The sequence below is a fragment of the Tardiphaga sp. P9-11 genome (assembly GCF_008329525.1).
In the GTDB taxonomy this organism is placed as follows: Bacteria; Pseudomonadota; Alphaproteobacteria; order Rhizobiales; family Xanthobacteraceae; genus Tardiphaga.
The window spans coordinates 708,839-723,429 of record NZ_NPKQ01000002.1 but is presented as its reverse complement, the minus strand read 5'-3'; the positions used below and the strand labels follow the sequence as shown (position 1 = coordinate 723,429).

At 61.9% G+C, this 14,591-nt stretch carries 15 protein-coding genes; 11 read left to right on the top strand and 4 right to left on the bottom strand.

Features of this window, described 5'->3' with window-relative positions; translation table 11 throughout:
- The first annotated feature begins 1 nt into the window (after window position 1).
- The 9 genes from CIW50_RS09860 (at window position 2) to CIW50_RS09820 (ending at window position 8,255) form a co-directional block, all read left to right on the top strand.
- The gene (locus CIW50_RS09860) at window positions 2–331 is read left to right on the top strand and encodes an XdhC family protein (RefSeq protein ID WP_068736040.1); all 330 of its coding nucleotides are present in this window, start codon (window positions 2–4) and stop codon (window positions 329–331) included.
- The gene (locus tag CIW50_RS09855; RefSeq protein WP_149531048.1) at window positions 328–1,044 is read left to right on the top strand and encodes an XdhC family protein; all 717 of its coding nucleotides are present in this window, start codon (window positions 328–330) and stop codon (window positions 1,042–1,044) included. The genes CIW50_RS09860 and CIW50_RS09855 overlap by 4 nt, the downstream gene beginning before the upstream one ends.
- Window positions 1,041–2,645, top strand: coding sequence for an NTP transferase domain-containing protein (locus CIW50_RS09850; protein WP_149531047.1), 1,605 nt, complete (start codon window positions 1,041–1,043; stop codon window positions 2,643–2,645). Before CIW50_RS09855 ends, CIW50_RS09850 begins: the two co-directional genes overlap by 4 nt.
- Before the next feature lie 155 nt (window positions 2,646–2,800).
- Entirely contained in the window at window positions 2,801–3,127 is a 327-nt protein-coding gene (locus tag CIW50_RS09845; protein WP_149531586.1) for a DUF4189 domain-containing protein, read from the top strand.
- A 53-nt stretch (window positions 3,128–3,180) separates the two neighbouring features.
- Window positions 3,181–4,500: an adenylate/guanylate cyclase domain-containing protein gene (locus CIW50_RS09840; protein ID WP_149531046.1), complete on the top strand. Its 1,320-nt coding sequence runs from the start codon at window positions 3,181–3,183 to the stop codon at window positions 4,498–4,500.
- A gap of 143 nt (window positions 4,501–4,643) precedes the next feature.
- Window positions 4,644–5,378, top strand: a complete 735-nt coding sequence (locus CIW50_RS09835) for a TetR/AcrR family transcriptional regulator (protein WP_149531045.1) — start codon at window positions 4,644–4,646, stop codon at window positions 5,376–5,378.
- Window positions 5,375–6,157 carry an HlyD family secretion protein gene (locus CIW50_RS09830; RefSeq protein WP_149531044.1) on the top strand — a complete coding sequence of 261 codons (783 nt, stop codon included), beginning with the start codon at window positions 5,375–5,377 and terminating at the stop codon, window positions 6,155–6,157. Before CIW50_RS09835 ends, CIW50_RS09830 begins: the two co-directional genes overlap by 4 nt.
- Window positions 6,154–7,098 carry an ABC transporter ATP-binding protein gene (locus tag CIW50_RS09825; protein ID WP_149531043.1) on the top strand — a complete coding sequence of 315 codons (945 nt, stop codon included), beginning with the start codon at window positions 6,154–6,156 and terminating at the stop codon, window positions 7,096–7,098. Before CIW50_RS09830 ends, CIW50_RS09825 begins: the two co-directional genes overlap by 4 nt.
- On the top strand, window positions 7,095–8,255 hold the full coding sequence (locus CIW50_RS09820) for an ABC transporter permease (protein ID WP_172980284.1): 1,161 nt from the start codon (window positions 7,095–7,097) through the stop codon (window positions 8,253–8,255). Before CIW50_RS09825 ends, CIW50_RS09820 begins: the two co-directional genes overlap by 4 nt.
- A gap of 17 nt (window positions 8,256–8,272) precedes the next feature.
- Here CIW50_RS09820 and bcsS read toward each other — a convergent pair whose 3' ends face one another.
- Both bcsS and CIW50_RS09810 read right to left on the bottom strand, forming a co-directional pair.
- Window positions 8,273–9,115 carry a cellulose biosynthesis protein BcsS gene (gene bcsS, locus CIW50_RS09815; protein ID WP_149531042.1) on the bottom strand — a complete coding sequence of 281 codons (843 nt, stop codon included), beginning with the start codon at window positions 9,113–9,115 and terminating at the stop codon, window positions 8,273–8,275.
- Window positions 9,116–9,248: 133 nt separating this feature from the next.
- The gene (locus CIW50_RS09810) at window positions 9,249–9,713 is read right to left on the bottom strand and encodes a DUF488 domain-containing protein (protein ID WP_149531041.1); all 465 of its coding nucleotides are present in this window, start codon (window positions 9,711–9,713) and stop codon (window positions 9,249–9,251) included.
- Between the two features lie 137 nt (window positions 9,714–9,850).
- Here CIW50_RS09810 and CIW50_RS09805 point away from each other — a divergent pair, with 137 nt between their 5' ends.
- Window positions 9,851–10,822, top strand: coding sequence for a Bug family tripartite tricarboxylate transporter substrate binding protein (locus tag CIW50_RS09805; RefSeq protein ID WP_149531040.1), 972 nt, complete (start codon window positions 9,851–9,853; stop codon window positions 10,820–10,822).
- Between the two features lie 15 nt (window positions 10,823–10,837).
- On the opposite strand, the gene CIW50_RS09800 is transcribed toward CIW50_RS09805, so the two are convergent.
- Entirely contained in the window at window positions 10,838–11,656 is an 819-nt protein-coding gene (locus CIW50_RS09800) for a DUF72 domain-containing protein (RefSeq protein WP_149531039.1), read from the bottom strand.
- Window positions 11,657–11,687: 31 nt separating this feature from the next.
- A complete protein-coding gene (locus CIW50_RS09795; RefSeq protein WP_149531038.1) occupies window positions 11,688–12,998 on the bottom strand; it encodes a M20/M25/M40 family metallo-hydrolase in 1,311 nt (436 codons plus the stop codon).
- 453 nt (window positions 12,999–13,451) lie between these two features.
- Between CIW50_RS09795 and CIW50_RS09790 the strand changes: the two genes are divergently transcribed.
- Window positions 13,452–14,585 (top strand): glycosyltransferase, encoded by a 1,134-nt coding sequence (locus CIW50_RS09790; RefSeq protein ID WP_149531037.1) that lies wholly within the window; start codon window positions 13,452–13,454, stop codon window positions 14,583–14,585.
- Window positions 14,586–14,591 lie beyond the last annotated feature (6 nt).

Sequence of the window (14,591 nt, the reverse complement as noted above, 5' to 3'; positions counted from 1 at the left end):
CATGCTCAATCGCGATGAAGACATCCTGCAGGCCGCCGAGGCGTGGCAGAAGGCCGGGCACGGCGTGGCGCTGGCTACCGTGGTAGAGACCTGGGGATCAGCGCCGCGTCCCGCAGGCTCGAATCTCGTGATCAATGACGATGGCACCTTCCTGGGCTCGGTTTCCGGCGGCTGCGTTGAAGGCGCCGTGGTCACGGAGGCGCTTGATGTAATTGCGAGTGGTGAGCCGAAATTGCTCGAATTCGGCGTGGCTGACGAAACCGCCTGGAATGTCGGTCTGTCCTGCGGCGGCACCATTCGTGTGTTCGTCGAGAAAGTCGGTCAGTCGTGAAAGCCGAGACACTTGCCATCCTGAACACGGAACGCGCCGCTCGGCGCCCCGTTATTTTGATCACCGATATATCCGATGGAACACAACGCCTGGTGAAGGCTGCCGATTTCGGTGGCGATCCGCTGCATGTCGAGCTCGAGAAGCAGCTCCGTATGGGCAAGAGCGCCATGGTCGAGTCCGATGGCAAGAAGCTGTTCCTGAACGTCTACGCGCCGACCGCGCGCCTCGTGATCATCGGCGCCGTCCATATCAGCCAGGCGTTGGCGCCGCTGGCGCGGTCGCTGGATTACGATGTGACGGTGGTCGATCCGCGCACGGCCTTTGCCAGCCCCGAGCGTTTCCCGGACGTGAAGCTGATCGCCGAATGGCCGGAAGAGGCGCTGCCGGCCCTCAACATCGATCACTACACAGCCTTCGTCGCGGTGACCCATGATCCGAAGATCGACGATCCAGCGCTGTTGCACGCGTTCGAGAAGAACTGCTTCTATATCGGCGCGCTGGGTTCGCGAAAGACGCATGCCAAGCGCGGCGACCGGTTGAAGGCGCAGGGCGCCAGCGAGGCTGACTTCGCGCGGATCAAGGCGCCGATCGGTCTCAACATCGGCGCGGTGTCGCCTTCCGAAATCGCGGTCTCGATCATGGCCGAGATCACGGCTGAGTTGCGTATGCCCAAGACGATAACGGCGGAATCGTCCAAAGTGAGCAACCCATGAAGTTTGGTCCCGCCAGTCCGGCGGATGCACTTGGCGGCGTCACCGTCCATACGTTGCGTCAGGGCTCGCTCGTTCTCAAGAAGGGCACCACCATTGGTCCCGATGAAGTCGCGGCGCTGACCAGCGCCGGCGTCAAGGACGTTGTCGTCGTGCGTCTCGAAGACGGCGATGTGTCCGAAGACGTCGCTGCAGCCAGTATCGCGCAGGCGGTGGCGGGCGAGGGCGTCAATGTCGAACGTGCCTTCACGGGCCGCGCCAATCTGTTTGCCGGGACTCCGGGTGTGCTCGTCGTCGATCGCGCCATCGTCGATCGCATCAATGCCGTGGATGAAGCGATCACCTTTGCAACGCTGGCGGCCTACAAGCCGGTGGTCGAAGGCGAGATGATTGCGACGGTCAAGCTGATCCCGTTTGGTGTTGCAGGTACGCTGCGCGACGCGGCGGTGGAGGCGGCGCGCGGCGGCGCGATGCGGATCGCACCTTACACGGTCAAGAAAGTCGGCATTGTCTCGACGCTACTGCCGGGGCTGTCGCCGAAGGTGATCGACAAGACCCTGCGTGTTACTGAAGAGCGCCTTGCGCCTGCAGGTGCGAAGATCATCGCCGAACGCCGCGTGCCGCATGACGAGAAGGTGCTGGCGAAGACAATCAAGGAATTGCTCGGCCTCGGTGCCGAACTGGTGATCGTGTTCGGCGCCTCGGCCATTGCCGACCGCCGCGACGTTATCCCGTCGGCGATCGAGCAAATCGGTGGCGCTATCGAGCATTTTGGTATGCCGGTCGATCCTGGCAATCTGCTGCTGATCGGCAGGGCCGGCAACGTGCCGGTGCTGGGCGCGCCGGGTTGTGCGCGGTCGCCGGTGGAAAACGGTTTCGACTGGGTGCTGATGCGGCTGCTGGCCGGCCTCAAGGTTACCCGCGCCGATCTCACCAACATGGGCGTCGGCGGGTTGCTGATGGAAATCGTCACCCGGCCACAACCGCGCGTGCCCGTCGGCACTGACGGCAACAGCAATGTCGCGGCGGTCGTTCTGGCTGCGGGGCGCTCGACCCGAATGGGCGGGCCGAACAAGTTGCTCGCCGAACTCAACGGCAAGGCGCTGGTGCGGATCGTCGCCGAACAGGCGATTGCATCGAAATCGTCGAGCGTAACGGTGGTGACAGGTCATCAGGCGCCGGAGGTCGAGAAGGCGCTGGCCGGGCTCAAGGTTGCGTTCGTCTACAACCCTGATTTTGCCGATGGTCTCGCCAGCTCTGTGAAGGCTGGCATCGCAGCGGTCCCGGCCGGGGCCAATGGCGCGGTGGTCTGCCTCGGCGACATGCCATTGATCGATGCCCGGCTGATCGACCGGTTGATCGAATCCTTTGCGCCGGATCGCGGCAACCTCATCGTCGTGCCTGTAAGCGATGGCCGGCGCGGTAATCCCGTGCTGTGGTCTCGGCGCTTCTTCAATGAGTTGATGACGCTGGACGGCGATATCGGCGCTCGGCACCTGATCATGAAGCACGCCGAAGCCGTTGCCGATGTGGCAGTCGAAGGTCAGGGTGCCTTCCTCGATATCGATACGCCGCAGGCGCTGGAAGACGCGCGGAGCGGCTAGTACATGGCGGATGCGGCGCGCCGCCGCATTTCGCTTTCGTTCACCAAGTTGAAACGCCCTCCCTGTAGCGTCTGCCTCGTTCGGCCTCGGGGGAGGGGAAATTGTCACTGTTTGCTGCCGCGCGTCGTCGCGCGATTATCACCGTTGCCTTGCTGATGAGCGTCGGTGCCGTGGACGTGGCCTCGGCCGCTGGCGCCTTGGCCGTGGGCAAGTGCGGCGCCTATGGCCAGGCCTTCGACTATCCGGCACAGGGGGCGGCGCTGGCGGCGGCTAAAAAGCAGTGCAAGGGCGAATGCACGACCGTAACGATGAATCGTGCCTGTGCAGCGTTCGCTGTGGATATGAAGAACCCCTGCGGCGCACATGGCTATGCGGTGGCGCCGCGCATTTCCAGCTCGCTGAATCAGGCGACCAAGAAATGCTACGATTATGGTGGCAAGGAATGCGTCATTCGCGCTTGGGCCTGCGACGCCAAGGGCTAGCATTTACCGACAAAATTCTCGTTCAAACGGTGCGCGGCCGCTAAAGTGCCGCGATGATTCAGTTTTTCCGGACATTTTTAAAGCCTGCCGACGACGAACCGTCCGTTCGCGAATTTCGCAATGCGTTGTCGCATCAGATGCTGCTGACGGAGCAGTTGCGTCTCAAGGCTCTCATCATCACGGTCGCTGTGCTGGTTAGCGTGGCGTCCGTCGCACAGCTCGTCGCTCCCTCCGCGTTTGTGAAGATGTCGCGCGGCGGTTTCAACTTGACCGCGACATGGGCGATCACGGCGCCGTTCCTGCTGTTCGAACTGGGGGTGCTCTATCTCGTTGGCCGCCGCATCAGACAGCGCAAGGATATTCCGGTTCTGCGGCGCTATTTCAGCGCCCTGATTGAAACTTCCTTACCGACTGCCGCGCTCTATCTGCACATGACCTGGATGGGGCCGGAGACGGGTCTCGCTTTCGCTGCACCCCTTACGTATTTCCTGTTCATCATCCTCTCAACCCTTCGGCTGGATTTTTGGCTCTCAGCCTTTACGGGGCTTGTCTCGGCCGCGCAGATGTTTGCCTTGGCGATGCTGTATCATCCGGCGGCATATGCGGCCGAGCCGCCACCAGACACTGCCTTCCAGCTTCTGCGGGCCGTCATTCTTTTGGTTGGCGGCGTGCTGGCGGGCGGCGTAGGCGTTCAGCTCAAGCGTCAGTTCGAGGCCAGTATCGTGGCGACATCGTCGCGCGACCGCGTGACCAATCTCTTCGGCCAGCACGTCTCCCCGCAGGTGGTGGAGCGGCTGCTTTCATCCGGAGCCTCTCCTACGACCGAGATGCAACGGGTCGCGGTCATGTTTGTGGACATCCGCAACTTCACGGCAGCAACGCGGACACATACGCCGACGGAGGTTGTCCGGCGGCTGGACGAGGCCTTCGCCGTGCTGGTCGATGTACTCGATAGCCATTCCGGCATCGTCAACAAATTTCTCGGCGACGGTTTTCTTGCACTGTTCGGCGCGCCGATTGAAGATCCCAAAGCCGCCCAATGCGCGGTCGAGGCCGCGCGGCAGATGCTTGCGGCGATGGAAGAGAATAACTGCGGCAACGAATGGCCGCTGCGCATCGGTATTGGCATTCACATGGGCGCCGTCATCGCCGGCAATGTCGGCTCGCCGCGCCGCAAGGAATACACCGTGATCGGCGACACGGTGAATTTTGCTGCGCGCCTCGAAGCTCTCAACAAGCAGTTCGGGTCGCAGTTGCTGATCTCTGCGTCCATACGCGATGCCCTGGGCGAGACCTGCAGTGATGCGGAATTGCTGGGCGATGTGCCGATCCGGGGCTATGACCTGCCTCAGGCGATCTGGCGACTCGGCTGAGCTGATCCCGATCGTTCTCCCAAGAACGGCTATGCAACAGCACTACGCATGTCCGGCACGCTCATCTAGCCATCAAGCGTGCGGTTTGCCGAAATCGCTCGAAAGGCCTTGAATATGACTGACCGGTCAGTCATATTCAGGCCATGAGCACATCAAAGCCGAAACCGAAGGCGGCACGGCCAGCCCGTGCGGCCACTGGCCGAGGTAGCGCGAAGGCGGCTGCCGCCAAGCCGGCCAGAGTGGCAGCACCGAAGGTTGCCGTGTCGAAACCACCATCGAAACGTGAGGCCAAAGCGGAGGAGCGGCGGGCGGCAATCATCGCCGCCGGGCTCGACGAATTCGTTGCCCGCGGCTTTGCCGCCACCCGGCTCGACGACGTGGCGAAGCGCGCAGGCGTCGCCAAGGGCACGATCTATCTCTACTTCACCGACAAGGAGGCGTTGTTCCAGGAACTGGTGCGCAGCGCGCTTGGCCCGCTGATCAGCCGGATGAGTGCTCCGCCGGTTGCGGGTGGCTCGGCCCGCGCCATGCTGGAAGGCTTCGCCGAGAGCTTTGTGCGCGACGTCGCGCAAACCCGGCGCGGCGATATTTTGCGCCTGATCATAGCGGAGGGTGCGCGCTTCCCGTCATTGTCGGAATTCTACTACCGCGAAGTCGTGGAACGGGGGATGGCCGGCATGAGGCAAATGATCGAGTACGGCATCACGCGTGGTGAGATCCGCAATCCCGCGCTGCTGCAGTTTCCGCAGATTCTGGCGGCTCCGGCCATGGTCGCGGTGATTTGGCAGGGGCTGTTTGCCCGGCTGGCGCCGCTCGACGCCATGGCGATGTTGCAGGTTCATATCGACCTGATCTTTGGCGACCGGAGGACGACATGATGTCGTCGCACAAGACCTGCCGTTTGTTGGGCATGCTGGCGTTGATGTTGGTCCTTGCCGGTTGCAACGAGCGCAGGGACCCCGGCTATCAAGGCTGGGTCGAGGCCGACATGATCTTTGTCAGTCCTGACGAATCCGGGCGTGTTACCAAACTCAACATTCGCGAAGGCGACGGGGTTCATGCCGGCGCCCCGCTCTACGCGGTCGACGACGATTTGCAGCAGGCCGATCTCAACCAGAACAACGCTACACTGGCCAATGCAAAACAGACCTATGATCGCGCCCAGTCGCTCAGCAAGACCGGCTCCGGCACCCAGGCCAACCTGGACGCCGCGATATCGGCACTGCGCGTCGCGGAGGCGCGAGTAAACACCTCGCAAACGCGGCTGACGCGGCGCAACGCCTTCGCGCCGGTGAGCGGCACCATTCAGCAGATCTATTTCCGCGAGGGCGAGATGGTGCCGGCGCAGCGGCCCGTATTGTCGATCTTGCCGCCGGGTAATATGAAGATCCGCTTTTATATTCCGGAGACCGATCTGGCCAAGCTCGCCGGCGGCGACGAGGTCCGCGTCGCCTGCGATAACTGCGCGGCCGACCTGACGGCCAAGATCTACTACATCGCGACCACGGCGGAATATACGCCGCCGGTGATTTACAGTCTCGATGAACGCAACAAGCTCGTCTATCTCGTGCAGGCTCGGCCCAACAAGCCATCGAGCGTCCGTGTTGGCCAGCCGGTCAGCGTGTTCACCCGTGCTTCCATGGAGGCGACGCGATGACCGCAGCAACCGTTGCCGCGCCCGACATTGCCATCGAGGTGACCGGCCTGTCGAAATCGTTCAACGGCCGCGAGGTGGTGCATGACCTGTCGATGCAGGTGAAGCGCGGTACCATCTACGGCTTCCTCGGTCCCAACGGCTCTGGCAAGACTACCACGATCCGCATGCTGTGCGGGTTGCTGACGCCGGACAGCGGGACGGGCACATGTCTTGGCTTCGATATTCGGCGTGATGCCGACAAGATCAAGCGTCGGGTCGGCTACATGACCCAGCGCTTCAGTCTGTATCAAGATTTATCGGTGCGCGAGAATCTGGAATTCGTAGCCAGGCTGTATGGCGTGCGCGATCCGCGCAAGGCGGCGCGCGACATGATCGCGCGGCTTGGGCTCAATGGCCGCGATGAGCAGCTGGCCGGCGAATTATCCGGCGGCTGGAAGCAGCGCTTGGCACTGGGCGCCTGTACGCTGCCGAACCCGCAATTACTGCTGCTCGACGAGCCAACCGCGGGTGTCGATCCGAAGGCGCGGCGCGATTTCTGGAACGAGATTCATGCGCTGGCCGCGCAGGGCCTGACTGTGCTGGTCTCGACCCATTACATGGACGAGGCCGAGCGCTGCCACGAGATCGCTTACATCGCCTATGGACACTTGCTGGCGCACGGTACTGTCGAGCAGGTGATTGCGGCATCGTCACTGGCGACCTGGACTGTCACCGGCGCGGATCTCAATGAGCTTGCGGCAGACCTCGCCGATAAGCCCGGCGTCGACATGGTGGCGCCGTTCGGCACCAGCCTACACGTCTCCGGGCGCGATCATGCTGCCCTTGAAGCTACCGTTTCGTCGTACCGCGACCGGCCGGGACAGCACTGGCAGCACGGCGCGCCATCGCTCGAGGACGTATTCATCGATCTGATGACGCGCGCCAGGGACAATTTCCAGTGAGTGCCGTGGAGGGACCGGACCGAGAGGTCGAGGAGAGGCCGTTCGGTTTTTGGCGGCGCAGCTACGCCATGCTGGTGAAGGAGTTCATCCAGCTACGCCGCGACCGGGTCTCATTCGCCATGATCGTAATGATCCCCGTGATGCAGCTCTTGCTGTTCGGTTATGCCATCAATACCACGCCGCGTCACCTGCCCACGGCGGTGCTGCTGCAGGAGGACAGCGACCTCGGCCGCTCGATCCTCAAGGCGCTGGAAAATACCTCATATTTTCAGTTTACCCACGAGGTGCATACGGTGGCCGAGTTCGACAGCCTGTTGCTCTCGGGCAAGGTGCTGTTCGGCGTGGAGATCCCGCGCGGCTTCGAGCGCGCGGTGCGGCGCGGCGACCGTCCGGCTTTGCTGGTCGCCGCCGATGCCACCGATCCGGTGGCGGCGGGCTCGGCACTGGGGGCACTCGGCACCCTCATGCAGACCGCCCTGCAGCACGACTTGTTCGTCGGCGATCCTCCGTCGCTGCCGTTCGAGATTCGGGCGCATGCGCGCTACAATCCGGCGGCGTCGTCGCGGCTCAACATCGTACCTGGGCTGGTGGGCACGATCCTGACCATGACCATGCTGATTTTCACCGCGCTGTCGGTGACCCGCGAGATTGAGCGGGGCACCATGGAAAACCTGCTGTCGATGCCGATCACCCCGGTGGAGGTGATGCTCGGCAAGATCGTGCCCTATGTGCTGGTGGGCTTCATCCAGGCCACGCTGATCATCGGTATCGGCGTTCTGCTGTTCGGCGTGCCGGTGCAGGGCAGTTTGCTGCTGCTCGCGCTGCTAAGCACGCTGTTCATTACCACCAACCTGTCGATCGGTTACACATTCTCCACCATCGTGCAGAACCAGTTGCAGGCGATGCAGCTGTCGATGATGTTCTTCCTGCCCAGCATCCTTTTGTCCGGCTTCATGTTTCCATTCGCCGGCATGCCAGTATGGGCGCAGTATATCGGCGAAGGCCTGCCGCTGACGCATTATATACGGATCGTCCGCGCCATCATGCTGAAGGGGGCAGTACTGGAAAATCTGCGCTACGACGCGATCGCGCTCGTTGCGCTGATGCTACTGGCGATGACCATCGCAGTGAGCCGTTTCCGCCGCACGCTGGATTGAGCAGTTACGATAAACTGTCAGTTCTCGAAGAATGGAGCGCGGGGCGGCCGCATGACCATGCCAAAGCGTGCATAGACTCCCTGGCGCTCGAAACTATCCCGCACATGTCCCGCGGCGAACGACCATTCGTAGGGGCCGGTGCGCAAGCCAGTCAGATGGCCGCCGATCCGGGTCTGTTGGCTGAAATAATCGTTCGACAGTGCTGCCTCAGGGCCGATCCAGAACAAATCGAACAGGCGCCAGCCGGCCGCAATGCGCGTGGTGTAGCCGTTATCGATCGTCGTGCCCGACAGGGCATATTGCACCATCAGCTCGCGCGTCGGCTCCCACCAAACATCCATTGTACCGCGTGCACCGGCCATCGTGCGCAGCCGGGAGCGGCGCTGATCGTGGAAGAAATAATCGGCCTCCATATCAAGACCCGCCAAGAACTGAACTTCCAGATTGCCGCTGCGGACGAGGTAACCAGGCAGGATCGCTGCGCGGCTGATCTGGGTGTAGTCGGAGCGCGTGCCTGTTGTGTAGCGTTCGAGGTTTTCCGACAGGAAGAAGCGCAGGATGAAGCCATTCTTGTTCAGGCCGGCGGGGGCCCATTGCAGGCCACCATAGGCGCCGAGGCTCCAATGCGATGCATCGACGCCACCGAAATACATCAGGCGGTCCGGCATGCCCCCGGAAAGAAAGTCGAAGGCGCGACGTTTTTTGATAGGCGGGTCAAACAAGGACGACCAGAAGCTCGATGAGCCGGATGCCGGCTCGATCGTGGCATCGATCTCGCCGACATCCTGAGCCGAGGCTACGCCGCAGAAGTGTGCGGCCGCTGCAAGGCATAATGCGCGTAATGCCAGTCCCCAACGCATCGAGCCCCCACCCAACGCAACAGAAACACAACTATATAATGCAACTTAAGGTAGATTATCTTGGGGATAAGCCGCCGTCCAGTGTGGATAAGTGAGAATCCGAAAAAATCTGCTTCGAATGATCTAAACGCCGTCAAAACTGCGGCGGCAGCAGGTTCTGAACTTTGGCGCCTTCGCGCTCCTCGATGATCTCGGCGATCCAGCGCCGATGACAGTGTTCGTGGTCGCGTTCGTAGCAGAGGATGCAGACCGGTCCGGACTTCGTCACCAGCGCCGCCAGCTCATCCATCTCCTCCCGTGCCTGCGGTGTCTTGAGATGGGCCATATAGATCTTCTCAAGGGCTGCAAGCTTGCCACTGCGCGCGGCTTCGCGGCCGTCCTTCGGCGTGCCTAGTCCACGCAAATGGATGTAGCCGATGCCGCGCTCATCGAGGCCGGCGGCGAGTTGGTTCTTGGAGAAACCCGGCCGCCGCGATGCGGCGACGGCACGCACATCGACCAGCAGCTTGACGCCGGCATTTTGCAATTCGTCGAGCACGGCTTTTGCTGGCGTCTGCTCGTAACCGACAGTGAAGAGGCGGGGCGTCTTGCGGGCCATGTAAGCATCCACGTGATCGAGATATGATTGGCACAATGTTGCGGCCAGCCGCGAGGCGTTGCTCCGATCTGCAACATGACACATAGTGAACTCAACAAACTCCGCCAGTTCAATGGCTGATATCACCGGGGGAATAAATGGTTCGCAGGGTTGGTGCTCTGAGCGTGGCCGCGTTCGCGCTCGTGTCCTTTCATTCAGTAGCATCGGCGCAAGGCGCGTATCCGGATCGCCCGGTCAGGATCATCGTGCCGATCGCTCCCGGCGGGAGCTACGATCTGGTCGGACGGCATCTTGCCGATGCGTTGGCAAAGCGAACGGGTCAGGCGTTCTTCGTCGAGAACAAGCCCGGCGCGGGTACTGTCGTCGGCACGCAGGCTGCGGCCCAGAGCGAGGCTGACGGCTATACGCTGATGGTCGGCGGCCTTTCCAATATGGCATTCAACTCCGCGCTCTACGCCAAGCTGGCCTATGATCCGCTCAAGGATTTTGTGCCGGTCGCGCTGGTGTACAAGTTTGGCTACGTCATGGTTGGCCGCAAGGATTTGCCGCAGCAGACACCGAAGGAAATCGTTGCGGCGGCGACAGCCAAGCCGGGCTCGATCACCGTGGCGACGGCGGGTGTCGGAACCGGCCAGCAATTGGTGGCCGCGGCCTTCATGAAGTCCGCGGGCGTCAAGCTGCAGGAAGTGCCGTACCGGGGATCGCCGGCTGCCTTTGCCGATTTGCTGGCGGGCCGCATCGACCTGTTCTTCGACTCGATTGCCGCCGGGCTGCCTTATGTGCAGTCGGGTCAGGTGAAGGGCATTGCGGTCCTGTCGTCGAAGCGGAGTCCGCTGGCGCCTGATGTGCCGACGATGGCGGAAGCGGGCGTGCCGGGTCTCGACGTGGATTCATGGTTGGGCATTTTCGTGCCGGCCAAAACGCCGCCAGCGGTGATCGCAAAACTCCGCCAGGATATTCGGGCGGTGTTGCCCGATCTGAAAGAACGATTCGAAAAGAGCGGCGGTGAACCCTGGGATATGCCCGACGACAAGCTCGACAGCTTCATCGCGTCAGAACACGCGACCTGGACAAAACTGATCCGCGAGGCTGGCATCAAGCTCGACTGAGTAGCGTCGTGGGCGCTACGCCACCCGCTCGATCAACGCCATCGCGCCCGCAGGAGCACGCACCTTCGCCTCATGGATCACATAAGCGAACACGTCGCGTGGCTGCTTCTTGATCTTGACATCGTCGACGCGGGGCAGGTCGCTCGGCTCGCCGCCACCGGCCCATGTCTCGAAGCGTTTAGCCCAGGCATCCAGCGCCTTTGGGGGATAGGCAGTTTTGATGCTGTCCTCGCCCTTCTGCAAACGCAGATAGACGAAGTCGCCGGTGACATCGGCTATGGCCGGGTAGGTGGCGTGTTCGGAGAACACCACGGGGATATTGAACTGGCGCAGAAGCGCGATGAAGCCCGGCACGCAGAAACTGTCGTGGCGGACCTCGACCACGTGGCGTAGCTTGCGGCCAGCGAGCTCGGTTGGCAGCAATTCGAGAAACTTCCCGAAATCGGCTTCGTCGAATTTCTTGGTCGGCGCGAACTGCCACAGCACGGGTCCGAGTTTATCGCCGAGTTCGAGCACGCCGGAATCGTAGAAACGGTTCACGCTGTCACCGGCCTCCGCGAGGATACGGCGATTGGTTGCGAAGCGGGGGCCCTTGAGCGAGAATACGAAATCATCGGGCACTTCGCGCGCCCATTTGCGAAAGCTCTCCGGCTTCTGTGAGCCGTAGAAGGTTCCGTTGATCTCGATGGAGGTCAGCTTGGACGCGGCGTAACTGAGCTCCTTCGCCTGTGTTAGTTTCTCCGGATAGAACACCCCGCGCCATGGCGCGAAGGTCCAGCCACCGATGCCGATGCGAATTTTGCCGGATTTCACGGAAGTTGATTTTGTAGCCATCGTGGGATCAACCTTTACGTTACATGTGACGTCAGTGGCGTGTTGGCAGCATCGGCTTGGTCACACCTTCCATTCCGGTCAGGACCAGCATGGTGAGTAGTGCGTTTTGCGGCCCCATATAGGCATCGACGGGCTTGTACCATTCGTTGCGCGAGTGCCAGTTGCCGCCCTGGCCGCCGCCGCCGATGGTCACCGCAGGGATGCCGAGCGACATCGCGAGATTGGAATCGGTGCTGGAGCCGGCAAAGGTGACGCGCGGCGCGCGGGTCAGAACGGTGACGGCGCGTGCGCTGGCCTGTACCAGCGGTGAATCTTCGGCGACGAGACCTGCGGGACGGTCACCAATCAGTTTGATCTCGACCGTGATCTTGTCCGATCCCCAACGTTTATTTTCCTCGACGACTGCGTCGTTCACCAGATCGAGCAGCTTTGCTTCGAGCTTTAACAGTTCTTCCGTGGAATTCGACCGCATGTCGATCGCCATGCGCGCTTCGGCGGCGATGGCATTGACTGAAGTGCCGCCACTGACCGTGCCGACCGTGAAAGTGGTTTTCGGATCGGACGGAGTCTGCAACTCGGAAATTTTCTCGATTGCGCGTCCCAATGCGTGGGTCGCGCTCGGCAGTCCAAACTCCTGAAAACTGTGGCCGCCAGGTCCCCTAAAGATCATCTCGTAGCGGTGACTGCCGGTGCCCTGATTGACGATGCGGGTCACGCCAAGTCCGTCGATGGAAATGAAACCATCGATGTCCTTGTTGTCGCGAAACAGCGCTTTGACGCCGCGCAGGTTTCCTAGCTCCTCCTCGCCGACGCTGGCGACAAACATGATGTCTCCGACGGTCGTAATCTGCTGCGCATTGAGAGCCTGCATCAGCGACAGCAAAGCGGCGAGCCCGCGGGCGTCGTCACCGATCCCCGGTGCCAGATATGCGCCGTCTTTCTCTTTCACGGTCACATCGGTGCCTTCCGGAAACACCGTGTCCTGATGCGCGGAGATCACCAGCTTCGGCGTCCCGGTCGTTCCCTTGCGCAGGGCAATCACATTGCCTTCGGCGTCGATCCTGGCGTCCTTAAAGCCCAGTTCCTGAAACCGGGCCAAAATGTAGTTGCCGCGCACGCGCTCCTTGAAAGGAGGCGCGGGGATCTCAGTGATTCGGATCTGCTCTTTCAGGGCGCGGTCGTCGTCGGCCTTGATGGCATCCAGCGCAGTCGTGACGCGTGCATTGGCGAGCAGCGTCGTCGTGACGGCATCAACCGTCTGCGCGACGGCATGGATTGGGCAGAAGGTCGCGCCCCATGTCAGCCCCGCGGCGAGCAGATATGGCTTGAGCAAGCGTCGCATGGCGCCTCCGGTTTGTCTTCTGCGCGGCGACAGGCATGGGCCGAGGCAGCTGTAGCTACGGATGGCCGTCTTATGCACCGCATTAATTGCCGCAACGTAACGGTGCTCCACCATGCTGGCTATAGGCTGGCGTTGACAGCGATGGTGCGAACAGGAATGCCTTGGCCTTGGGAGGGCCATTAGAAAGCCGCAAGATCACCCCTTGCGGAACGTCTCCAGCGTCCCTATCTTGTTTGCAACGGCGACGTCGACGCTTAACAGCTCCGGCGCTGGAACGACCTTGAATAGCTTGGTGCGCCGGATGTACGTGCGCCTGTTGTTCGGGGTCGTTGGCATTTTTGGGCCGCTTTTGGCCGTTTTCCCCTTCTGATGGCTTGTTTCGGCACCTCTCAAGGCTTCGCTGTTCCCTGTCCGCCTTGGCAGGGTCCGGCGCGGCAGATATATGCTGGCGCCATGAACGAAGCCATCAGACCGGGGCCCGGACAGGTATCGAAAGCGGGCGCTCCGCTGCAGCTGTCCGTTGTCGTCCCCACTTTCAACGAACGCGGCAATGTCGCCACCCTTGTGCAGCGATTGGACGCGGCGCTGGTTGGCATTTCCTGGGAAGTCATTTTCGTCGACGACAATTCGCCGGACGGCACCGCCGACGCGGTACGTGAGCTGGCGCGCGGTGACTCGCGCGTGCGCTGCATCCGCCGCATCGGGCGCCGTGGTCTATCCGGCGCCTGCATCGAGGGCATGCTGGCCTCCAGCGCACCCTGCGCGGCAGTGATCGATGGCGACTTGCAACACGATGAGACCCAGCTCGGAAAAATGCTCGGCCTGATCGAGAGCGGCGCCGCCGAACTGGTGATCGGCAGCCGCTATATCGAGGGTGGCAGCGCCGACAGTTTCAATACGCAGCGCCTCGGCGCCAGCAAATTTGCGACTGCTGTGGCGCAGCGCGTGCTGCGGGTGGAGATCGCCGATCCGATGAGCGGCTTCTTCATGATCCGCCGCGATCGCTTCGAACAGCTCGCACCGAAGCTGTCCACGCAGGGCTTCAAGATCCTGCTCGACGTCGTGGCGACGGCCGAAGGCGATCTGCGCGTTATCGAGGTGCCCTACACCTTCGGTTCGCGCCTGCATGGCGAGAGCAAGCTCGATTCCATGGTGGCGCTCGACTTTCTGGGTCTGGTGCTGGCGAAGCTGACCAACGACACGGTGTCGCTGCGCTTCCTGCTGTTCGCTATGGTCGGCTCGATCGGCCTGTTCGTGCATTTCGCCGTGCTGTTCGTCACGTTGGAAGTGTTCGATCCGCCATTCGCGGAGGCGCAGGCCATTGCGGCGTTTTGCGCGATGACCGGCAACTTCCTGCTCAACAATTTCCTGACTTATCGCGACCAGCGTTTGAAAGGTTTCGGCATCCTGCGCGGTCTGGCGATTTTCTACGTGGTCTGCAGCGTGGGTCTGCTCGCCAATGTCGGCGTGGCCTGGTCGGTCTTCGACCAGGAGCCGATCTGGTGGCTGGCCGGTGCTTCCGGCGCACTGATGGGCGTGGTCTGGAACTACGCGATGTCGGGCCTCTTCGTGTGGCGGAAACGGTGACCGCTG